Origin of the sequence: Stenotrophomonas sp. SORGH_AS_0321 (assembly GCF_031453215.1) — a bacterium.
Lineage (GTDB): Bacteria > Pseudomonadota > Gammaproteobacteria > Xanthomonadales > Xanthomonadaceae > Stenotrophomonas > Stenotrophomonas chelatiphaga.
In genome coordinates this window covers 1,237,103-1,259,276 of the sequence record NZ_JAVIZG010000001.1, presented here as the reverse complement: position 1 = coordinate 1,259,276, position 22,174 = coordinate 1,237,103, and the positions used below count along the sequence as shown (strand labels likewise).

Sequence of the window (22,174 nt, the reverse complement as noted above, 5' to 3'; positions counted from 1 at the left end):
GAATATCCGCCGATTTTAGCAAAAGGGGGCGGAGGAGATGACGTCGCGCCCCCCGCCCCTTCACGCCCGTGCGGCGCCGTCTACGGCTTACTTCCCGCCGTCGCCGTCCAGCGCCTTGCGCGGGAACAGGGCGTCGCGGGTGGCGGCGTTGTAGACGAACGAGGCCACGATCGCGGCGGCCTGCTTCAGGTCCTCCGGTTCGGCGTGGTCCCAAGTGTCCAGGTGGCTGTGGTGGACGTTGCTGAAGTAGTCCAGCTTGTCCTGGATGAACTGGAAGCCCGGCAGGCCAACGCGGTCGAAGCTGATGTGGTCGGTGGAGCCGGTGTTGCGGGTGGCCACGGTGGTCGCGCCGACGTCGTTGAACGGCTTCAGCCAGGCCTCGAACACCGGCATTGCCGCCAGGTTCTCCTGGGCATAGATGCCGCGGAAACGACCCGAGCCGTTGTCCATGTTGAAGTACACCGAGAACTTTTCGTAATCGCGGCGCTTGACCGGGGCGCCGGTGGGCTCGCGCAGCGACGCCGGCAGCGCCTTCTGCGCCGCATCGGTGGGTTCGGGGAACTGTGCGAAGTGCTTGGCCACGTAGGCCTGCGAGCCGATCAGCCCCTGTTCCTCACCGCTCCACAGCGCGACCCGGATGGTGCGCTTGGGCTTGGCACCCACCGCCTTGAGGATGCGCATGGCTTCCATCATCACCGCCACGCCGGCGGCATTGTCGGCTGCGCCGGTGCCGGTATGCCAGGAATCCATGTGCGCGCCGAGCATCACCACTTCATCGGCCTTGCCGCTGCCGCGGATCTCGGCCAGCGTGTTGTAGCCGGGCTGGTTGCCGACATCGGTGAAGCGCGCGGCCACGTCCACGCGCAGCTTCACCGGCTGCTTGGCCGCCAGTGCGCGAACCAGCGGATTGAAGTGTTCGGAGATCATCGCCAGCTCCGGGATGCCGGCTGATTCGCCGGCCCTTCGCGAACCGCCGCCGGCCACCCGGATGATTCCGTTGTCCCAGCCGCTGATGCTGATCGCCGCCAATGCGCCCTCTTCCACGAAGAAGGCATTGACCGCCTTGGCCAGCTCCTGCCGCTCGGTGTACTCCTTGACCCGCTTTTCCTTGTCGGCCGCCGCGTTCTTCGGCACCGTGAACGCCTGCAGGCCCTCCAGCGAGGTGGCATCGTGGCGATGCGAATCCGGCTCGGTGCCACGCTTGTACTCCCGCGCTTCGCCCAGCAACAGGATCTTGCCACGCAGCTTGCCCTTGTACTTTTCCAGGTCGGCCAGCTTCTTGATGTCCACCTGCACCAGCTCGCCCTCCACCGGGCCATTGGTGCCGGGGGTCCAGGCCTTGGGCAGCGCGTGCAGCGGCTGCATGCGATCGCCCTGGGTACCGCTGCCCAGCATCAGCACCGATGCCGAAGTGAACTCCCAGCCGCGCCCGAAGTCCTCGAACGCTTCATCGTGCACGTTGACCAGGCCCCATTCGTTGAACTTGCCGCGCGTCCACGCGTTGGCCTGGGCCATCGCCGGCGAATTGGTCAGCCGGGGGCCGATGCTTTCGGTGAGATGGCTGAAGGTATCCATCACCTGCGAGCGATGGAACGCTTCCTGGCGGATCTTGCTGACCATGTCCAGGTCGACCGGCTCGGCGCGCTGCGCCCATACCGGATTGCTCAACGCCAGCGCGATTGCCAGCACACCCCACTTCCCCATCGTCCAGCCTCCGGCTCGCGCCGTCACAGATCAATCCCCGAGTGTAGGGCGAAGGGCCGCGCACGACAGATGCCTAAGGTCACACAACGCAACGGCGCCACATTCCGATCGGGAATGTGGCGCCTTGGAACGTATGCCGGAGCATGCCGGAGCAGGTCAGCCCAGGGTGCGCGGCTGGCCGTCGGTGGGCAGCGCGGGCGGCGTACCCATGCCCAGCGCGTACCAGTCCACCCGGCGGGTCACCCACATCACCAGCGCGAGGATCCCGAACAGCAGCAGCGAGCCCATCAGCAGTGCGTTGTTCTCCGACACCAGCAGGCCGTACAGCGCCCCGTACAGCACCGTCAGCATCAGCGCGAAGCCCGCGCCGCGCTTCCAGTGGCCCAGCACATTGGCCAGGTACACCGCCTGCAGGCCGATGCAGGCCAGCGCCGATACCAGGTAGGCCTGCCAGAAGGCGATGTGCTCGGACAGGCTGATCAGCAGCAGGAAGAAGATCGCCAGCGCCAGGCCGACCATCAGGTACTGCAGCGGATGGATGCGCAGCTGGCGGATCAGTTCGAACAACAGGAAGCCGACGAAGGTGAGCAGCACGAACAGCACGCCGTACTTGGACGCACGATCGGCCTGGGTATACACGTCCACCGGATCCACCAGCGAGACCTGCACCGCCTGCGTGGACGGATCCCCGGCGCGCAGCTGGCGCTGGGCATCGGAGGCCAGCGAGGACACCGCCCAGCGTGCCTCGAAGCCCTGCGCATCCACCCGGCGCTCGTTGGGCAGGAAGGCGCCGGCGAAGGAAGGATGCGGCCAGCGCGACCGCAGGGCGATCTGGTTGTCATCACCGACCGGCACCACCGCCAGCGAGCGGCTGCCATCCACCTGCAGGTCCAGCTGGATCCGGCTGGCGGCCAGCACGCCGCCACGGGCATCGGCGAATCCGCCGAGGTCGGCATGCAGTCCGCGGCCCAGTTCATCGGCCACGCCGACGCCCGGCTGCAGCCGCAACGGTGCCCCATTGACGCGCAGGTCCGGCGTCCCCACCAGCCCGCGTACATCACTCAGGCCGATCGCCAGGTACGGCGTGCCGTAGCTGCGCCCTTCCTTTACCGGATAGTCATCGGCGGCGAACGCCGCGGTGATGTTGCCCTGCCAGCTGTAGACCGGCACCTTGAACAGGCCGACCGAGCGCTGGTCCGGCAGCAGCCGTCCGTCCACGCTCAGCTGCTGCGGCATCTGCAGCCAGTGGCCCTGCGTGGTCTGCACTTCGGTGCTGGTCTTGCCGGCTTTGTCGACAACCGCCACGGTGGTGCGCTCGATCCACGGCACCACCCGCACCGGGCCGACCAGCTGCTGGGTGCCGGCACGGCTTTCGGCCACCCGACGGAATGCTTCTTCGCGGTACTCGCTGCGGTCGGTGATGACGCCGCGGATCAGCATCAGCGGAACCAGCAACAGCAGGATCAGCCCGCCGACAATGGCGAAGCGCAGGAACAGGTGCAGGGATTTCATGGTCCATCCTCGTTGGAGAGGCCTGCAGGATGGACACCCCGGATGTGCGGGGTTTGAGGCGAGTTTGAAGCGAATGTGAAGTGGCCGCTAGCGCGGCAGCCACAGCACCGCGCGGGTACCGCCGGACGCACCCGCTTCCACGCGGGCGTGCCCACCATGCAGGCGTGCCACCTCACCAACGAACGGCAGGCCCAGGCCGGAGCTTCGTGCGCCGGTGGCCGGGCGTGCCAGCGAATAGAAGCGTTCGAACACGCGCCCGCGCGCGAACTCCGGAATGCCGGTGCCCTGGTCGATCACCTGCAGCGCGATGCCGGCGCCCTCCGCGCTGGCGACCAGCTGGATGCGGCTGCCGGCCGGCGAAAAATCGATTGCGTTGTCCAGCAGGTTGCCCAGCGCCTGGCGCAGCAGGTAGCCATCGCCCTGCAGCGTCATCGTGCCGGCGGGCTGCACCTGCAGCTGTACGCCTGCGGCCTGCGCGCGCAGCTGGACGTCCTGCTCCACCGCGGCGAACAATGTGGCCACCGACAACGTGTCACGCGACTGCAGCCAGCCGTGCTGCTCCACTTCGGCCAGCGCCAGCAGCTTGTCGATGGTCTGGGTCAGCCGCTGCTGCTGGTCGACGATGCTGCGCGCGAAGCGCTCGCGGTCTTCGGCCGGCATCGGCTCCTGCAACAGCTCGGCCGCGCCGCGGATCGCCGCCAGCGGGCTCTTCATTTCATGGGTCAGCGACTGCACGTACTGCTCCACGTAGGCCTTGCCTTCCAGCTTGCGGCGCATGGTTTCCAGCGCGCGGCCAAGGTCGCCGATCTCATCGCGCCGCGGCTTCGGCGGGGCCACCGGCTCACCGGCACTGACCGCCTGCGCATAGCGGTTGAGCCGCCGCACACCGGTCATCAGCCACGCCGTCATCAGGATGCCGATCAGCGCCGACAGGCCGATCAGCCACGCACCGCGCAGCATGATCTGGCGCTGGCTGGCAGTGATGAAAGGATCGATGCTGCGGTTGGGCTGGGACAGCGACAGCACGCCGATCAGGGTGCGGCCATCGGCCGGGTCGTACACCGGCGCCGCCACGTGCATCACCGTGTGGGTGGCATCGCCGGGCACTTCCGGGCTGGAGCGCGCGCCGTACTCGCCGCGCAGGGTGCGATGGACATCGTTCCAGCGCGAGTTGTCGCGGCCGACGTCACGGCCCAGCGAGTCGTACAGCACGATGCCCTTGGCATCGGTGATGGTCACCCGGTAGTCCAGCGCGCGCTTGGGGAAGCGCCAGACCATCGCCTTCGGGTCGCGGCGTTGCGCACGGGCCAGGCTGGCGGTGAAGCCACCGCGGGCCAGCGTGCCGGCCTTGAGCTCCGGCGCGGCCAGTTCGGCCAGCACGTTCGCTGCATCCACCAAGGTGGATTCCATCGCCTGGCGTACCCCCGGCTTCACTTCCTCCACGAACACACGCATCACGAAGAAGGCGGCCAGCCCGACGATCAGGAAGAAGCCCAGGAACAGTTTCAGCCCCAGCCGCATGCTCAGGCCTCCAGCGCATAGCCGACACCGCGATGGGTGCGGATCGGGTCATCGGTGGCACCGGCACCGCGCAGCTTGGCGCGCAGCGTCTTGATATGGGTGTCCACGGTGCGGTCGGCGCTGTCGGCGCTGGCGTCCCAGCCGCGATCCATCAACTGGGCACGGCTGAGGATGGCGCCGGGGCGCTGCAGCAGGGCAGCCAGCAGCGCATATTCGTAGCGCGTCAGGTCGAGCAGCTGTTCGCCATAGCGGATGCGGTGGCCCTGCCGATCGATATGGAATCTACCCTGCTGCTGCCAGCGGCCATCGGACGTGGCCCCGGCCACGCCGCTGCGGCGCAGCCGGGCCCGCACGCGTGCCACCAGTTCGCGCGGCGAGAACGGCTTGGTGACGTAATCATCGGCGCCCAGTTCCAGCCCCATCACCCGGTCGACCTCGTCGTTGCGCGCGGTCAGGAAGATCACCGGCAGCTGCCCCACGGCGCCCGGCAGCGCGCGCAGGCGACGGCAGACCTCGAAGCCGCCCAGGTCGGGCAGGCCCACATCGAGCATCACCAGATCGAACGCGCCGTCCTGCAGCTGCTGCAGGGCCTGCCCGCCGAGCAGGCAATGGGTGGCCGCGAAGCCTTCGCTGCGCAGCGCATACAGCACGGTTTCAGCGATGGCGGCCTCGTCTTCGACCACCAGCACGCGGGCAACGGGTTCTGTCATGGGCGGCAGCATAGCCGCTGCGATAGCCGCTGCGCCTGCCGACCCGTACACTGCGCCCCATGAACTACCGCCACGCCTTCCATGCCGGCAACCATGCCGATGTCCTCAAGCACATCGTGCAGCTGGCCCTGATCGACAGCTTCAAGCGCAAGGACAGCCCGTTCTTCGTGCTGGACACCCATGCCGGCCGCGGCCGCTACCTGCTGGCCAGCGAAGAGAGCCGCAAGACCCTGGAAGCCGAGGACGGGGTCATGAAGCTGATGTCCCAGCCCAAGCTGCCCGAAGTAGTGGAGCGCTACCTCAAGGCCGTGCAGGCCGACAACCCGGTCGGGGCGATGATCACCTACCCCGGCTCGCCGCTGCTGACCGCCCAGGCGATGCGCCCGCAGGACCGCCTGGCCGCCTGTGAGCTGCAGCCCGAAGAAGCCGCCGCGCTGAAGAAGCTGTTCGCCGGTGATGCCCGGGTCGGCGTGTATGAAGGCGACGGCTACGAAAAAATACGGGCGCTGGTCCCACCGAAGGCAAACGGTGCCAAGATCGGCCGCGGCCTGGTGTTGATCGATCCGCCTTACGAGGGCCAGGACGCCGAGTACATCCGCATCCTTGCTGCCCTGAAGGAAACCTTCGAGCGCTGGCCGCAGGCCACCTGCGCGGTCTGGTTCCCGGTCAAGCAGCGCCGCACCATCCTGCATTTCCTGCGCAAGGCCACCGCCCTGCCCTACAAGTCGGCGATGACCATCGAGCTGCTGGTGCGTCCGGATGAGTCGCCCCTGCGCCTCAATGGCAGCGGGATGCTGATCCTCAACGCCCCGTTCCAGTTCGACCGGGTGATCGGCCCGGCCCTGCCCGCGCTCAAGCAGCACCTGGGCGAGCCCGGCGCCAGCACTCGCCTGGACTGGTTGAAGACCGCCGAATAAGGCCCCCGTGGCCGCTGCGTCCCGTGAACCTTCCGTTCACGGAATGCACCCATGGGGATGCCACAATCGCTGGACCACCAAGGAACTACCCGGTATGGCCACTCGCAACCGCATGCCGCCCTGGCACGAGATCTTCAAGGCCCCCAGTGGCCATGAACTGCTGATCCGTCCCATCCGGCCCGAAGACGGCCCGCCGTTGCAGGCGGCCTTCAGCCTGTTCGGCCCGGAAGAGATCCGCGACCGCTTCCTGCAGGCGGTGACTGAACTGTCTCCGGAAACAACCCAGCGGCTGACCCATCCCAATCCCAAGACCGAGATCACCCTGGTCGCCGCCGAGTCGCTGCCGGCCGGCGAAGCGGTGGTCGGTGCCGTCGCGCGTGCCTCGATCATCCAGGGCACCCGCGAAGCGGAGTACGCGATCCTGATCAGCCGCTTCCTGATCGGCCAGGGCCTTGGCCGGCAGCTGATGCGCAAGCTGGTGAAGTGGGCACGCGGCAAGTACCTGGATCGCCTGTACGGCGACATTGCCGAAGAAAACGAACCGATGAAGCAGCTGGCAGACTCGCTGGGCTTCAAGCCGGTGCCGCATCCGCAGGGTACGCCCGGGCTGGTGCGCATGGTGCTGGAACTGGATAACTGAGCGGATGGGCCGGGCGCTGCCCGGCGATGCTTGCCTGGCCGCTGCGCTCACCGAGCATGGCTCGGCGCTACCCGGCGTGGTGCCGCGCCCGCCTCGCTTGACGGATTGTTGTCCGGGCCTGCACAGGCGGCTCTGGTAGAATCGTCGGCCAATGTCGCGCTCTCCTTATCCCCTTCCGCCGCTGCCCCGTCCCGGCCAGCTCCGCGCCTGGTGGCGCGCTCCCAGCTCGCCCACCGCGCTGGCCTGGTACCTCGCCCGTGCGGCGCAGGCACACGACGGCCCGGTGCTGGTCGTCGCGCCGGACAACCACGGTGCCAACCAGATCGAATCCGATCTGCGCACCCTGCTAGGCGATGATCCATCGCTGCCGGTGGTGGCGTTCCCGGACTGGGAAACCCTGCCCTACGATCGCTTCAGTCCGCACCCGGACATCATTTCCCAACGCCTTTCCGCCCTGCATCACCTGCCCGGCCTGAAGCGTGGGCTGGTGGTGGTGCCGGTGCAGACGCTGATGCAGCAACTGGCGCCGAAACAGTATGTGATCGGTGGCAGTTTCGATCTGGAAGTCGGCCAGCGCCTGGACCTGGATGCGGAAAAGCGGCGACTGGAAAGCGCCGGCTACCGCAACGTGCCACAGGTGATGGACCCGGGTGATTTCGCCGTGCGCGGCGGCCTACTGGATGTGTACCCGATGGGTGCCAGCGAACCACTGCGCGTGGAACTGCTGGACCAGGACATCGATACCATCCGCGCCTTCGATCCGGAAACCCAGCGTTCACTGGAGAAGGTACAGGCCGTGCACATGCTGCCCGGTCGCGAAGTCCCGATGGACGATGCCAGCATCTCGCGGGTGATGGACGCGCTGCGCGAACGCTTCGATGTCGACACGCGCCGCAGTTCGCTGTACCAGGACCTGAAATCGCGGCTGGCACCGGCGGGCATCGAGTACTACCTGCCCTTGTTCTTCGACCACACCGCCACGCTGTTCGATTACTTTTCCGCCGACGTGCTGCCGGTGATCGCCGCCGGCGTCGGCGAAGCCGCTGCGGCGTTCTGGGCGCAGACCGGCCAGCGCTACGAACAGCGCCGACACGACGTCGAACGGCCGCTGCTGCCGCCGGGCCAGCTGTACCTGTCGCCGGAACTGCTGCGCGAGCGCCTCAACGACCTGCCCCGCGTGGAAGTCTGGCCGCCCGGGCATGCGCGCATCGAACAGGCCCACGCGCTGGGAGACACCGCGTTGCCGCCGCTGCCGGTCGCTGCGCGCGATGCCGCCGCAGGCCAGGCGCTGGCCACGTTCATCGAGCAGTATCCCGGCCGCGTGCTGATCGCCGCCGATACCGCCGGTCGCCGTGAGGCGCTGCTGGAAGTCCTGCAGGCCGCCTCACTGCGCCCGCCGGTGGTGGCCGACCTGCCGACGTTCCTGGCCGGCAGCGAGCGCTTCGCGATCACCGTGGCGCCGCTGGAAGACGGCTTCGCGCTGGATGATCCGCGCATCGCGGTGCTGACCGAACGCCAGTTGTTCCCCGAACGCGCAGCGCACCAGCGGCGCTCGCGCCGTGCCGGTCGCGAGCCCGAGGCGATCATCCGCGACCTCGGCGAACTGACCGAAGGCGCGCCGATCGTCCATGAAGACCATGGCGTAGGCCGTTACCGCGGCCTGATCGCAATGGATGTCGGCGGCATGCCCGGCGAGTTCCTTGAAATCGAATACGCCAAGGGTGACCGGCTGTACGTGCCGGTGGCCCAGTTGCACCTGATCAGCCGCTACTCCGGCGCATCGGCGGAAACCGCTCCGCTGCATTCGCTGGGTGGCGAGCAGTGGACCAAGGCCAAGCGCAAGGCCGCCGAGAAAGTCCGCGACGTGGCCGCCGAACTGCTGGAAATCCAGGCGCGCCGTCGCGCCCGCGCCGGGCTGGCGCTGGACGTGGACCGGGCGATGTACGAACCGTTCGCCGCCGGTTTCCCGTTCGAGGAAACCCAGGACCAGTTGGCGGCGATCGATGCGACCCTGCGCGACCTTGCCAGCAGCCAGCCGATGGACCGCGTGGTCTGTGGTGACGTCGGCTTCGGCAAGACCGAAGTGGCCGTCCGCGCCGCGTTCGCCGCGGCCAGTGCCGGCAAGCAGGTCGCCGTGCTGGTGCCGACCACGCTGCTGGCCGAACAGCATTACCGCAACTTCCGCGACCGCTTCGCCGATTACCCGATGAAGGTGGAAGTGCTCTCGCGCTTCAAGTCCACCAAGGAGATCAAGGCCGAGCTGGAGAAGGTCGCCGATGGCACCATCGACGTCATCATCGGCACCCACCGGCTGCTGCAGCCGGACGTGAAGTTCAAGGACCTCGGCCTGGTCGTGGTCGATGAGGAACAGCGTTTCGGCGTGCGCCAGAAGGAAGCGCTGAAGGCGATGCGTGCCAACGTGCACCTGCTGACCCTGACCGCAACGCCGATTCCGCGCACGCTCAACATGGCCATGGCCGGGCTGCGCGACCTGTCGATCATCGCCACCCCGCCGCCGAACCGGCTGGCGGTGCAGACCTTCATCAGCCAGTGGGACGATGCGCTGCTGCGCGAAGCCTTCCAGCGCGAACTGGCGCGCGGCGGCCAGCTCTACTTCCTGCACAACGACGTGGAAAGCATCGGCCGCATGCAGCGCGAGCTGTCCGAGCTGGTCCCCGAAGCCCGCATCGGCATCGCCCACGGACAGATGCCCGAGCGCGAGCTGGAACGGGTGATGCTGGAGTTCCAGAAGCAGCGCTTCAACGTGCTGCTGTCGACCACGATCATCGAATCGGGCATCGACATCCCCAACGCCAACACCATCATCATCAACCGCGCCGACCGTTTCGGCCTGGCCCAGCTGCACCAGCTGCGTGGACGCGTGGGACGTTCGCACCATCGTGCCTACGCCTATCTGGTGGTACCGGACCGCCGCTCGATCACCCCGGATGCGGAGAAGCGCCTGGAAGCCATCGCCTCGATGGATGAACTGGGCGCGGGCTTCACCCTGGCCACCCACGACCTGGAAATCCGCGGCGCCGGCGAACTGCTGGGCGAAGACCAGAGCGGGCAGATGGCCGAAGTGGGCTTCAGCCTGTACACCGAACTGCTGGAGCGTGCCGTGCGCAGCATCCGGCTGGGCAAGCTGCCCGACCTGGATGCCGGCGAGGAAGCCCGCGGGGCCGAAGTGGAACTGCACGTGCCCTCGCTGATCCCCGACGACTACCTGCCCGACGTGCACACCCGCCTGACGCTGTACAAGCGCATTTCCAGCGCGCGCGACAGTGCGTCCCTGCGCGAGCTGCAGGTGGAGATGATCGACCGCTTCGGCCTGCTGCCGGACGCGGCCAAGCATCTGTTCGCGATCGCCGAACTGAAGCTGCAGGCCAACGAGCTGGGCATCCGCAAGGTCGACCTCGGCGAGGCCGGTGGCCGCATCGTGTTCGAGGCCAAGCCGAACATCGATCCGATGTCGGTGATCCAGCTGATCCAGAAGCAGTCGAACCTGTACAGCATGGACGGCCCGGACAAGCTGCGCATCAAGCACCCGCTGCCGCTGCCTGAGGACCGTTTCAATGCGGCGCGTGCGTTGCTGACGACGCTGGCGCCGGGCTGACCGCTGCGCTCGCCGACCCTGGGTCGGCGCTACCACGGGCCTCCTGCTCTCGGTAGCGCCGAGCCATGCTCGGCGGGCTCCCTGGCCGCACGCACGGCTGCGCTCGCCGACCATGGGTCGGCGCTACCACGGGCATCCCGCTCTCGGTAGCGCCGAGCCATGCTCGGCGGACTCCCTGGCCGCACGCACCGCTGCGCTCGCCGACCATGGGTCGGCGCTACCACGGGCATCCCGCTCTCGGTAGCGCCGAGCCATGCTCGGCGGGCTCCCTGGCCGCACGCACCGCTGCGCTCGCCGACCATGGGTCGGCGCTACCACGGGCATCCCGCTCTCGGTAGCGCCGAGCCATGCTCGGCGGGCTCCCTGGCCGCATGCACCGCTGCCCTCGCCGACCATGGGTCGGCGCTACCACAGGCCTCCCGCTCTCGGTAGCGCCGAGCCATGCTCGGCGGGCTCCCTGGCCGCATGCACCGCTGCGCTCGCCGACCATGGGTCGGCGCTACCGGGGCAAAAAAAAACCCGGCTGGCGCCGGGTTTTTCAGTACTCACCAGCCGCAGGCGATTACCAGATCACGACGCGCTTGTCGTCGGCACGCACCATCGGCTGGCCGGCCTTGCACTCGAACGCGGCCGCGAAGGACGGCATGTTCGACGGCGCACCGTTGGCACGGAAGTTCGCCGGGGCATGCGGGTCGGTGTTCAGGCGCACGCGCAGCTCACCATCGGTGAAGTTGCGACGCCACACGGTGGCCCAGTTCATGAAGAAGCGCTGGTCCTGCGTGTAGCCATCCACCGGCACGTTCTTTGACGGGTCTTCCTTCAGCGCCATCTGCAGCGCGTCGTAGGCCACGGTCAGCCCACCCAGGTCGCCGATGTTCTCGCCCAGGGTCAGCTTGCCCTTCACGTTGACGCCCGGCACTGCCTCGTAGCCATCGAACTGCGCCACCAGCTGGTCGGTGCGCTGGGTGAAGGCACTGCGGTCCGCGTCGGTCCACCAGTTGTCGAAGTTGCCGTTGGCGGCGAACTGGCTGCCCGAGTCGTCGTAGCCGTGCATCATCTCGTGGCCGATCACCGCACCGATGCCGCCGTAGTTCAGCGCCGGATCGGCCTTGGCGTCGAAGAACGGCGCCTGCAGGATCGCCGCCGGGAACACGATCTCGTTCTTGGTCGCGTTGTAGTACGCATTGACGGTCTGCGGGGTCATGCCCCACTCGGTCTTGTCCACCGGCTTGCCGATCTTGTCCAGCATGTAGCGGTAGTTGTACGCGCGCGCGGCCTGCATGTTGCCCAGGAAGCTGTCGCCATTGGTCTGCAGGCCCGACCAGTCACGCCACTTGTCCGGGTAGCCGATCTTCGGGGTGAAGCTGGCCCACTTCTCCAGCGCCTTCTTGCGGGTGTCTTCGCCCATCCACTCCAGCTTCTCCAGGCGGGCCTTGAGCGCTTCGGACAGGTTCTCCACCAGGTGCTGCATCTGCTCCTTGCTTTCAGCCGGGAACACCGCGTCCACGTACAGCTGGCCGAGCGCTTCACCCATGCCGTTGTTGACCGAATCCAGCACACGCTTCCAGCGCGGCTGCATCTCCTGCTGGCCGCGCAGGGTCTTGCCATAGAAATCGAAGTTGGCCTTTTCCACGTTGCTGCTCAGGTACGGCGCGGCATCGTCGATGGTGTGGAAGCGCAGGTAGGCCTGCCAGGTGGCGGCCGGGACATCGGCCAGCATCTTGTCCACTTCGGTGAAGAACTGCGGCTGGGCCAGCGAGAACTTCTGCGCGGCCGGCACCTTCAGCGTGTCGAACAGCGCGGTCCAGCTGAAGTTCGGCGTCAGCTTGTCCGCATCTGCCGCGCTGACCGGGTTGTAGCGCTTGGATGGATCACGCATTTCAATCCGCGAAAGCGAGGCGTTGGCCAGGCGGGTTTCGAAGGCCAGCACGGCCTTGGCCTGGTCGGCCGCCTGCGCAGCGTCGACGCCGGACAGGGTCAGCACCTGGGCAATGTAAGCGACGTAGGCATCGCGGATCTTGGCCTGCGATGCATCGAAATAGTAGCCCTTTTCCGGCAGGCCCAGGCCACCCTGGCCGACGTAGGCGATGACGTTGGCCGAGTCCTTGTAGTCGGCGTTGGCGAACAGCGAGAACAGCACGCCCTGGCCCTGCGCCTGGCTGTCGCGCAGGTACTGGGTGATGGCGGCGGTGTCGGCCAGCGCGGCGATCTTGTCCAGCTGCGGCTGCAGCGGGGCCAGCCCGGCGGCATCGATCTTCGCTTCGTCGCTGCCGGTCTTCCAGATGTCACCGATCTTGGCTTCCACGCTGCCGGCCTTGGCCTCGCTGGCAGCGGCCTGCTGGACCAGTGCGTGCTGCACTTCCAGCGAACGCTCGCGCAGGATCTCGAAGCTGCCCCAGGTGGTCTGGTCGCCCGGCACCGGGTTGGCGCTCAGCCACTTCTGGTTGACGAACGCATTGAGGTCGGTACAGGCCGAGATGGCGGTATCCAGGTCGGCGCTGTTGAGCGAAATCAGCGGCGTCTTGATCAGCGACTGGTCGAAGGCCGGCTTGGCGGCATCGGCGCTGGCCGCCGGCGCGGTTTCAGTCTTGCCGCAGGCCGCCAGCGAGGCGGCGATGGCAACGGTCAGGCCCAACGGGGCCAGGGTGCGCAACTTCATGGGACTCTCCGACAGGTAATCCCCGAGGGTAGCCCGGACGCAGGGCGCAGGGGACCGCCAAAGGTCACGCCGCGCGCGCGATCCCCACACGTGTGACACTGCGGGTGTCCCTCCCGATCAACTGGCCAGCGTGTTCATATGACAACAGCGGATAGACCCCAGGACCGCCGCGTGATCGACGATATCCGCGACCACGGCTGGCATTGCCTGCACGTGCTGCCCGGACCGGATGGCGAGGCTGGCTTCTCCTACTCGATCGGCTTCCAGGCGACCTACAACGCGCCGGAAGTGATGGTGTTCGGCCTGCAGCGGTCCAAGGCCCAAGCGCTGCTCAGCGAATGCGCGCAGCTGCTGGCCGGCGGCCACCAGATCCATACCGGCGTGGAGGATGCCGATGTGCTCGATGGCGGCTACAAGGTGATCTTCCGACCGGTGCGTGCGGACTGCCATGACGATTACTTGGGCACGGCGGTGCGTCATTACGGCGAACAGCCCCTGCATGCCGTGGTGATGTTCCTGCCGGACAAAGCACACCGCTTCGCCTGGCACCCCGGTTACGACGATGCGCCGTCCGATGAAGCGCTGGCCATCGTGGTGACCAGCGCCCCGTAGTACCGACCTGGGTCGGCAGCCGCTTCGGCGTTACTTCGCCTTGCCCTGGTTGGCCACCGCTTCAGCGGCCTTGCGCGCCGCTTCCGGGTCGCCCAGGTAGCGGAACGACTGCACGGTCAGGTCATCGTTGAGCTCGAACAGCAACGGGATGCCGGTCGGGATGTTCAGTTCGAGAATCTGCTCGCGCGAGACGTTGTTGAGGTACTTGTACAGCGCGCGCAGCGAATTGCCATGCGCGGTGACCAGCACGGTCTTGCCATCCTTCAACTGCGGGGCGATCGAATCGAACCAGTACGGAAGCACGCGGTCCAGCGTGGTAGCCAGTGATTCGGTACCCGGCAGCGCGTTGCGGTCCAGCGTGGCATAGCGACGGTCGTGGATCGGGTGGCCCGGATCCTCGATGTCCATCGCCGGCGGCGGGATGTCGTAGGAACGGCGCCAGATCTTGACTTGGTCCTCGCCGTGCTTGGCCGCGGTTTCCGCCTTGTCCAGGCCCTGCAGGCCGCCGTAATGGCGTTCGTTCAAGCGCCAGCTCTTGCTGACCGGCAGCCAGTCCTGGTCCATTTCGGCCAGCGCACCCTGCAGGGTGTGGATGGCGCGCTTGAGCACCGAGGTGTGCGCCACATCGAACTGCAGGCCTTCTTCGCGCATCAGGCGACCGGCGGCAGCCGCTTCCTGGCGCCCCTTGTCGGTGAGCTCCACGTCGACCCAACCGGTGAAGCGGTTATCCAGGTTCCACTGGCTCTGGCCGTGGCGCAACAGTACGAGTTTACGAGTCACTGCAGGGTCTCCAACGTCGGGAAGGCAGGCGGTCATTGTAGCGGCGAAGGAACGCCGGATGCCGGCTCAGTGGTGGACGTGGCCGTGGTGGCCGTGCCGGTCCCGTTCGTGGTCGTGCGCGGGCCCGTGGTCATGTGCCGCCGGCGCCGGCCCCAGCGCACAGGCATCGCCACAATGCTCTGCCTCCAGTTGCAGGGTCACATGGTCGATGTCGTGGCGCTCATGCAGGGCATCGGCCAGCGCACGCCGCACCTGGTCCGCGTCGGCCCCGTCGCGCAGCACCACGTGGGCGCTCAGCGCCGGCGTACTGGAGGCCAGCGCCCACACGTGCAGGTCATGCACGTCCACCACCGCCGCGTGGCTGCACAGGCTGCTGCGCACGTCGGCCAGCACGATGCCTTTCGGCACGCCCTCCAGCAGCACGTTGATCGCCTCGCGCATCAGCAGCCAGGTGCGCGGCAGCACCCACAGGCCGATCAGCACGGCCAGGATCGGATCGATCACCTTCCAGCCGGTCCAGCGGATCAGCAGCGCACCGATGATCACCGCCACCGACCCCAGCATGTCCGCCCAGACCTCCAGGTAGGCACCTTTCACGTTCAGGCTTTCGCCGCTGCCGGCCTTCAGCAGGCGCATCGATACCAGGTTCACCGCCAGGCCCACCGCGGCGATCACCAGCATGCCGGTGGACGCGATCTCCTGCGGCTGGCGGAACCGGGCGACGGCCTCCCACAGGATGTAGCCAGCCACCACGAACAGCATGCCGCCGTTGAACATCGCGCCGAGTGCTTCCAGCCGTGCGTAGCCGTAGGTGCGGCGCGCATCCGGCGGACGCCGGCTCAGCCGCACCGCGACCAGCGCGATCATCAGCGCCAGGGTGTCGGTGGCCATGTGCGCGGCATCGGACAGCAGCGCCAGGCTGTTGGTGACGAAGGCGCCGACGATTTCCACCAGCAGGAACGCGGCGGTCAGCCCCAGCGCCCACCACAGCGGCTTTTCGTGGCGGATTTCAGCGGGAAGATGGTTGTGGTCGTGGCCCATCGGGGTCTCCTGTGCGGTGCCCGCAGGCTACGCCGCGCGTGCGGGGGATACCATCACACCGGTTATAACATCGCCTTCGCCGCGCTCAGCTGCAGCGAAGCGCCACGGCCCTGCGCCGGCGCGCCGCACCCCACCAGAGGCAGGCCAGCAGCGCAACGCCCGCGCCTGCGATGCAGACAACTGTCCACCCCGCGCGGACCTGCAACGCGGGGCCAGCCGCCGCGCCCATGCCACTGCCCACGGCGTAGAACAGCATGTACAGCGCGATCAGTTGTCCGTGCACGGGCTCCGCTGCGCGCAGCACCAGGGCCTGGTTGCTCACATGCAAGGCCTGTCCGCCGAGGTCCAGCAGCACGATACCCAGCAGCAACCAGCCCAGGGAAACGGGCAACTGCAGCAGCGGCAGCCATGCCACCAGCATCAGCAACAGGGCCGCGGCGCTTACCGCGCGCCCATGACCGTGGTCCATCCAGCGGCCCACCCGTCCCGCCAGCACCGCGCCCGCCAGCCCGGCCAGGCCCAGCGCCCCGATACCCGTGGTGGACCACGACAGCGGCGGGGCCGACAGCGCAAGCGACGCCGCACTCCAGAACAGGTTGAGGCCAGCGAACAGCAGCAGCGCCAGCACCCCGCGTTCGCGCAGCGTCGGGTCCGTGCACAGCAACCGCCACATCGACCCCATGATGCCGCGCTGATGGGTCCGCGCCTGCGCCACGGGCATCGTCGGCAAGCGTCGCCACAGCAGCAACCCCAGCGCGGCAACCAGCACCGCCGAACCGGCGTAGACCGCGCGCCACCCCAGCCCGGCAGCGACCGTCCCGGACACCACGCGGGCCAGTAGCAGGCCGACGAATACGCCGCCCTGCACGGTGCCGACATGGCGACCGCGTACTGCCGGCGCAGCCAGCGTCGCCGTGCAGGTGACCAACGCCTGGGTGCAGGCCGTCCCGAACAGTCCCACCAGCAGCATGCCAAGCAGCAGGGAGACGCTGCCGGGCGCGGCAGCCAGCCAGGCCAGCGACAGCGCCAGCAGGCCGAACTGCAGCAGCAGCAGGCTCCGGCGTTCATGCCGGTCGGCAAGCGGCAGCAGAATCAACAGCGCAAGGACGCTGCCCACCTGGGTGGCCGCCACCACCAGCCCGGCCATCGCGGCATCCATCTGGAAGGCATCGGCCAGGCGCTCCAGCAGCGGCTGTGCGTAGTAGACATTCGCAACGCTGGCGCCGGCCGCGGTGGCAAGCAGGAACAGCGGGGGCTCGACGACAGGGGAGGATGCCAGCTTCTTCATGGATCAGTTTCAAATTGCAACCGCTCGCACCCTAGGGACTTTGGTTTTAAAATGCAACCAGAATCCATCGCGGAGCCGACCATGCCCTTCTCTTCCCCGTGCCCCGTGGCCCGCGCCACCGAGCTGCTGGGCGACCGCTGGGTCCTGCTGATCGTCCGCGACGCCTTCGATGGCGTGCATCGCTTCAGCGATTTCCAGCGCAGCCTGGGCGTCGCCCGCAATATCCTCAGCGACCGTCTGCGCCGCCTGGTCGATGGCGGCGTGCTGGCACTGCAGCCGGCCACCGATGGGACCGCCTATCAGCACTACGTGCTTACCGAGGCGGGCACAGCGCTGTTCCCGGTCGTGGTTGCGCTGCGGCAATGGGGCGAAGCACAGCGCTTCGCACCCGGCGAGGCGCACTCACGCCTGGTGGAACGCGGCAACGGACGCGAACTGGCGTACATGCAGCCACGTACGCAGCGCGGTCGCGTCGTGCAGGCCGCCGACAGCAGGGTGGTCAAGCTCGATCCGGGCTGATCCGCATCCCCCGATCGAGGGGTCGACAGCGTCGGTGCGGTCAAATAGCATTTGATCGCAATTGCATACGGTTCTCATTCATCTTTCGGATGCCGACGCCTTCTTCTTCCTCTCCGCCGGTCACGGTGGCGGCCAAGCGTGCAGCGCGGGGCGGCGGCCACGGCGTGCTGTGGCTGCGTGGCGGGCTGGCCCTGCTCGCCGGCTATGCGGTCGCTGCGGCATGGGCGGCGGCGCTGGCACGCTTGCTGCCCGGCGCGGCCGCTGACACCGCGCTGGTCGCCACGATGCTCTCCTTCGGGGTCTACAGCGTGGCGGCGATCTGGTCGTTCGCCGCGCGCAGCAGCGCACGCGCCGCATTCGGGCTGCTGATCGCCGGAGCGCTCGGGCTGACCATCGCCTGGCTGATGCGCGGAGGCGCGGCATGAGCCTGGGCGGACTCCGCCAATCGCAATCGGTGCTGCACACCTGGTCCGGCCTGCTGGTCGGCTGGGTGCTGTTCCTGATCTTCATCGCCGGCACCGCCGCCTATTGGCGCGTTGAACTGACGCGCTGGATGCAACCCGAAGCCGGGCTGCCCGCCACCGCGCCGGTTGCGCTGGAGCAGGCGCAGCGCTTCCTGGCGCGCACCGCGCCGGATGCCCAGCGCTGGTCCATCGAACTACCCGGCCACCGCAGCAGCGCCACCACCGTCAGCTGGCAGCCGCAGGACACGCCCGAGCGCCGGCGTGGCCAGCGCACCCCTTACCAGGCCACGCTGGATGCCGACGGCAATCCGGTCCAGGTCCGCGAAACCCGTGGTGGCGATTTCTTCTATCGGCTGCATTTCGACCTGCATTACGTCCCCGTGCTGTGGGCACGCTGGTTCGTCTGCTTCTGCACGATGTTCATGCTGGTGGCGATCGTCAGCGGCGTGATCACCCACAAGAAGATCTTCACCGACTTCTTCAGCCTGCGCCGCGGCAAAGGCCAACGCAGCTGGCTGGACGGCCACAATGCGTTGGCCGTGCTGTCCCTGCCCTTCCACCTCATGATCACCTATACCGGCCTGATCACCTTGATGACGCTGTACATGCCGTGGGCGGTGGACGCCAATTTCAGCGGCGGTCGCGATGCCTTCTTCGCCGAGTTGTTCCCGCGTGCGCAGAAGGTGCAGCCCAGCCACGTCATTGCCGCCCCGCCGGAGCTGAAGCAGGTGCTGCGCCGCGCGGAACTGCAGTGGCGCGATGGCCGCGCCGGTGCGGTACAGGTGGACAACCCTGCGGATGCGGCGATGCGCATCACGGTGCGCCGCCAATCGGGTGATCGCATCGCCGATGCCGACCAGCCGCTCACCTTCGACGCGAGTGGCCGCCTGGTCGACCAGGCCGGGGCGCGCTCGGCCGCGGTTGTCACCCGCGACGGCATGATCGGCCTGCATGCGGGGCGGTTCGCGCCGGTGGCGATGCGCTGGCTGTTCTTCCTGTCCGGCATCGCCGGCACGCTGATGGTCGCCACCGGCCTGGTGCTGTGGACGGTCAAGCGGCGCGCGCAACTGCCCGATCCGGCACGTCCGCACCTCGGTTTCCGTATCGTCGAACGCCTCAACATCGGCTTCGTGGCCGGCCTGCCGGTGGCGATGCTTTCCTTCCTGTGGGGCAACCGGTTGCTGCCACCGGACATCGGCAACCGCAGCGATGCCGAAGTCCGGGTGTTCTTCTGTGCCTGGGCGGCCTGCCTGCTGCACGCGATGCTGCGCCTGCCACGCCGCGGCTGGGTGGAACAGCTGGCGCTTGCCGGCGTGCTCGCGCTGGGGCTTCCGCTCTACAACCTCATTGCCTGGAACGGCGGCATGTTCAGCGCAGCGGCCGACGGTGACGGCGCCAAGGTGGGCATCGACATCGGTCTGCTGCTGATCGGCGGCGGCCTGCTGTGGAGCGCACGCAAGGTCCATCGCTTCGTCCCCGTCGCGCGCAGGCCGCGCACGCAGCGCACTCCATCGACCGCCGGAGCCAACCCGTGATCGTGCTCGCCCTGCTGCTGGCCATTGCTGCCTTCGCCTGCCTGGCGCTGGCGATGGAACGCCACCACCGCGATGTCACCGGGCATGCGCCTGCCGTAGCGCGTCGGCGCCCTCTACGCCTGCTGGGCTGTGCTGGCCTCGTCGCCAGCCTGACGGCCAGCATCGGCGCCTGGGGCGTGGCGTGGGGCGTGGTCGGCTGGTGCGGCGTGCTCGCCGCCGCCGCCGGGGCGGTGGTGCTCTGGCTCAGTTTCCGCAGCCCGGCCCTGCCGGCACGCCCGTCTTCCCGTTCCTGATACCGAGATCCCGCTGATGAAAATGCTGTCCTCCGGCGCCCCGCGCCGGAACGCCCTTGCCGTGTCGATGGCCGTGGCCTGGCTGCTGGCTGCGCCACTGGCCTGCGCACAGGCAAACGCCACTACGACCACCAACGGCGCCACCGATGCCACCGACCTGGACCGGGTGCTGGTCACCCAGCGCACCGAGGGCTATCAGGTGTATGGCACCAATACCGCCACCAAGCTGGCGCTGACCCTGCGTGAGACGCCACAGTCTCTCACCGTGTTCACCCGCCAGCGCATCGAAGACTTCAACCTGATCACCATCGCCGAGGTGCTGCAGCAGACCCCCGGCGTCACCGTGCAGTCCTACGACAGCAACCGCACGCTGTTCAACGCACGCGGCTTCACCATCAACAACTTCATGTTCGATGGCATTCCCACCAACTACACCACCGGTGCCGGCGGCAACTCCATCCTCAGCGATACCTCGGTATACGAACGGATCGAGATCGTGCGCGGCGCCAGCGGGCTGGTCACCGGTTCGGGCAATCCGTCGGCCACGGTCAACATGGTGCGCAAGCGTCCGACCGAGACCTTCCAGGCCAGCACCAGCCTGAGTGCCGGTTCGTGGGACTACAAGCGCGCCGAGCTGGATGTATCCGGCCCGCTGACGAAGGGCGGCCGCGTGCGCGGGCGACTGGTTGGCGCCTACACCGACAAGGAAAGCTGGGTGCGCTTCCAGAAGGACACCTCTCCCAGCCTGTATGGCGTGGTCGAGGCCGACTTGACCGACAGCACCCGCCTGCGCGCCGGCATCGACTACCTGAAGACCGGATCAGACGGTGGCGCGTGGAGCGCATCACCGCTGTTCTTCCGCGATGGCACCCGCGCGAAGCTGCCGCGCTCCTACAGCGCTGCGGCGCGCTGGAACGAGTGGAACCGGGAAAGCACCAACTACTTCGCCACGCTGGAACAGCAGATGGGGGCGGGCTGGAGCGGCCGCATCGCCTACAACCACCGTGCCACCGATACCGATTCGCTGCTGCTGGCCGGGTCGAACAGCTACAATGCCGCGCGCGGCACCGGCTTTGCCGATCGCATCACCGGCCTGGGCCTGGCGGTGTCGGATACCTATTCGGTGTCGGAAACCCGCGAAGACGCCTTCGACCTTTACGCCTCGGGCCCGTTCCAGCTGTTCGGCCGCCAGCATGAGCTGGTACTCGGCGTGAACCACTACGATCGCGACCTGGATACCATCCGCGCCGGCATCACCTCGCGTCCGTACAGCACCACCGCCTTCCCCAGCATCTTCACGTGGGACGGCAACATCGGCAAGCCGACCACCTTCAATGCCGGCATCCCCTCCAGCATCACCAACACCACCGAAACCGGCTACTACGCCGCCGTGCGCCTGAACCCGATCGACCCGTTGAAGGTCATCGCCGGCGTGCGCTACTCCGACTATGAAACCACGACCGACGGCTACAACGTGGATGGGGTGTTCACCGGCCAGACCGCACGCACCACCGCGCACGTCGCCACCCCGTACGTGGGCGTCATCCACGACCTCAGCTCGAGCATCAGCGCCTTCGCCAGCTATTCGGATGTGTTCCAGGCCACCGCGCGGCGCGACATCGACAACCGGTTGCTGGATCCCACCACCGGCGGCAACTACGAGTACGGCCTGAAGGGCGAGTTCTTCGGCGGCCGTTTGTACGCCGCGCTCAATGGCTTCTACGTGGAGCAGGACAACGTATCGGAGATCGATCCGGCGGCCGGTGATATCAGGTTGCCCGATGGCAGCACGCCGTACATTGCGCGCGCGGGCATCAGGACCCAGGGCGGCGAGTTCGAAGTCTCCGGATCCCTCAGCGAGCGCTGGAACATGACCGGCGGCTACACCTACGCCTACAGCAGCAATCCGGATGGAAGCCGCTTCGCCTCCACCAGCCCGATGCACCTGGCGCGCTTCAACACCACGTACCGCCTGGGCGACTGGACCGTTGGCGGTGGCTTCACCGTGCAGAGCGATATTTCCCAGGCCCAGCCGATTCCCACCGGCCGTTTCAACGCCAATGGCACGCCGATCACCGCCGAGGGCCAGGTCCGCCAGGGGGGCTATGTGCTGTTCGACCTGATGGGCCGCTATCGCATCAACGACAACGTCAGCGTCGGGGTGACCGTCACCAACCTGCTGGACAAGGTCTATTACCGCAACGTCGGTTTCTTCAACTCAGGTTACTGGGGCGAGCCGCGGCGGGTGTTGTTCAACGTCCGCGCGAAGTTCTGACGGAGGGCGTAGCTCGATCCGTTAGGTGCTGATTACAGTTTCCTGCATGGCAGGCGGAGCGAGGGCGGTCGCAGACTTCTGTCGAGCG

The 22,174-nt window shown here is 67.6% G+C and carries 17 protein-coding genes; 9 read left to right on the top strand and 8 right to left on the bottom strand.

Features of this window, described 5'->3' with window-relative positions; genetic code table 11:
* Positions 1 to 87: 87 nt before the first annotated feature.
* The 4 genes from QE373_RS05370 to creB form a co-directional block, all read right to left on the bottom strand.
* Positions 88 to 1,704: a M20/M25/M40 family metallo-hydrolase gene (locus QE373_RS05370; RefSeq protein WP_309684323.1), complete on the bottom strand. Its 1,617-nt coding sequence runs from the start codon at positions 1,702 to 1,704 to the stop codon at positions 88 to 90.
* Positions 1,705 to 1,860: 156 nt separating this feature from the next.
* Positions 1,861 to 3,216, bottom strand: coding sequence for a cell envelope integrity protein CreD (creD, locus tag QE373_RS05365; protein WP_309684321.1), 1,356 nt, complete (start codon positions 3,214 to 3,216; stop codon positions 1,861 to 1,863).
* Positions 3,217 to 3,303: 87 nt separating this feature from the next.
* Positions 3,304 to 4,737 (bottom strand): two-component system sensor histidine kinase CreC, encoded by a 1,434-nt coding sequence (gene creC, locus QE373_RS05360; RefSeq protein WP_309684319.1) that lies wholly within the window; start codon positions 4,735 to 4,737, stop codon positions 3,304 to 3,306.
* A 2-nt stretch (positions 4,738 to 4,739) separates the two neighbouring features.
* Positions 4,740 to 5,459 (bottom strand): two-component system response regulator CreB, encoded by a 720-nt coding sequence (creB, locus tag QE373_RS05355; protein ID WP_309684318.1) that lies wholly within the window; start codon positions 5,457 to 5,459, stop codon positions 4,740 to 4,742.
* Between the two features lie 47 nt (positions 5,460 to 5,506).
* On the opposite strand from creB, the gene rlmJ reads away from it, so the two are divergent.
* From rlmJ to mfd, 3 genes are all read left to right on the top strand, one after another.
* Complete coding sequence (rlmJ, locus tag QE373_RS05350; protein WP_309684316.1) at positions 5,507 to 6,364, top strand: 23S rRNA (adenine(2030)-N(6))-methyltransferase RlmJ; 858 nt, start codon at positions 5,507 to 5,509, stop codon at positions 6,362 to 6,364.
* A 94-nt stretch (positions 6,365 to 6,458) separates the two neighbouring features.
* Positions 6,459 to 7,004: a GNAT family N-acetyltransferase gene (locus QE373_RS05345; RefSeq protein ID WP_057507310.1), complete on the top strand. Its 546-nt coding sequence runs from the start codon at positions 6,459 to 6,461 to the stop codon at positions 7,002 to 7,004.
* Between the two features lie 151 nt (positions 7,005 to 7,155).
* Positions 7,156 to 10,620: a transcription-repair coupling factor gene (gene mfd / locus QE373_RS05340; RefSeq protein ID WP_309684313.1), complete on the top strand. Its 3,465-nt coding sequence runs from the start codon at positions 7,156 to 7,158 to the stop codon at positions 10,618 to 10,620.
* A gap of 562 nt (positions 10,621 to 11,182) precedes the next feature.
* On the opposite strand, the gene QE373_RS05335 is transcribed toward mfd, so the two are convergent.
* Positions 11,183 to 13,279 (bottom strand): M13 family metallopeptidase, encoded by a 2,097-nt coding sequence (locus QE373_RS05335; protein ID WP_309684311.1) that lies wholly within the window; start codon positions 13,277 to 13,279, stop codon positions 11,183 to 11,185.
* A 171-nt stretch (positions 13,280 to 13,450) separates the two neighbouring features.
* Here QE373_RS05335 and QE373_RS05330 point away from each other — a divergent pair, with 171 nt between their 5' ends.
* Positions 13,451 to 13,891 (top strand): DUF4262 domain-containing protein, encoded by a 441-nt coding sequence (locus QE373_RS05330; RefSeq protein WP_309684310.1) that lies wholly within the window; start codon positions 13,451 to 13,453, stop codon positions 13,889 to 13,891.
* Positions 13,892 to 13,921: 30 nt separating this feature from the next.
* Here QE373_RS05330 and gpmA read toward each other — a convergent pair whose 3' ends face one another.
* From gpmA to QE373_RS05315, 3 genes are all read right to left on the bottom strand, one after another.
* Complete coding sequence (gpmA, locus tag QE373_RS05325; RefSeq protein ID WP_057507314.1) at positions 13,922 to 14,671, bottom strand: 2,3-diphosphoglycerate-dependent phosphoglycerate mutase; 750 nt, start codon at positions 14,669 to 14,671, stop codon at positions 13,922 to 13,924.
* 66 nt (positions 14,672 to 14,737) lie between these two features.
* A complete protein-coding gene (locus QE373_RS05320) occupies positions 14,738 to 15,712 on the bottom strand; it encodes a cation diffusion facilitator family transporter (RefSeq protein ID WP_309684307.1) in 975 nt (324 codons plus the stop codon).
* Between the two features lie 85 nt (positions 15,713 to 15,797).
* A complete protein-coding gene (locus tag QE373_RS05315; RefSeq protein ID WP_309684306.1) occupies positions 15,798 to 17,000 on the bottom strand; it encodes an MFS transporter in 1,203 nt (400 codons plus the stop codon).
* An 81-nt stretch (positions 17,001 to 17,081) separates the two neighbouring features.
* On the opposite strand from QE373_RS05315, the gene QE373_RS05310 reads away from it, so the two are divergent.
* The 5 genes from QE373_RS05310 to QE373_RS05290 all read left to right on the top strand — a co-directional run bounded on the left by QE373_RS05310 (position 17,082) and on the right by QE373_RS05290 (position 22,086).
* Positions 17,082 to 17,519, top strand: a complete 438-nt coding sequence (locus tag QE373_RS05310) for a helix-turn-helix domain-containing protein (protein WP_309684305.1) — start codon at positions 17,082 to 17,084, stop codon at positions 17,517 to 17,519.
* An 89-nt stretch (positions 17,520 to 17,608) separates the two neighbouring features.
* On the top strand, positions 17,609 to 17,944 hold the full coding sequence (locus QE373_RS05305) for a hypothetical protein (RefSeq protein WP_309684303.1): 336 nt from the start codon (positions 17,609 to 17,611) through the stop codon (positions 17,942 to 17,944).
* Entirely contained in the window at positions 17,941 to 19,518 is a 1,578-nt protein-coding gene (locus QE373_RS05300) for a PepSY-associated TM helix domain-containing protein (protein ID WP_309684301.1), read from the top strand. The genes QE373_RS05305 and QE373_RS05300 overlap by 4 nt, the downstream gene beginning before the upstream one ends.
* Positions 19,515 to 19,811, top strand: a complete 297-nt coding sequence (locus QE373_RS05295) for a DUF3325 domain-containing protein (protein ID WP_309684299.1) — start codon at positions 19,515 to 19,517, stop codon at positions 19,809 to 19,811. Before QE373_RS05300 ends, QE373_RS05295 begins: the two co-directional genes overlap by 4 nt.
* A gap of 16 nt (positions 19,812 to 19,827) precedes the next feature.
* Positions 19,828 to 22,086 carry a TonB-dependent siderophore receptor gene (locus QE373_RS05290; RefSeq protein ID WP_309684297.1) on the top strand — a complete coding sequence of 753 codons (2,259 nt, stop codon included), beginning with the start codon at positions 19,828 to 19,830 and terminating at the stop codon, positions 22,084 to 22,086.
* Positions 22,087 to 22,174: the final 88 nt, after the last annotated feature.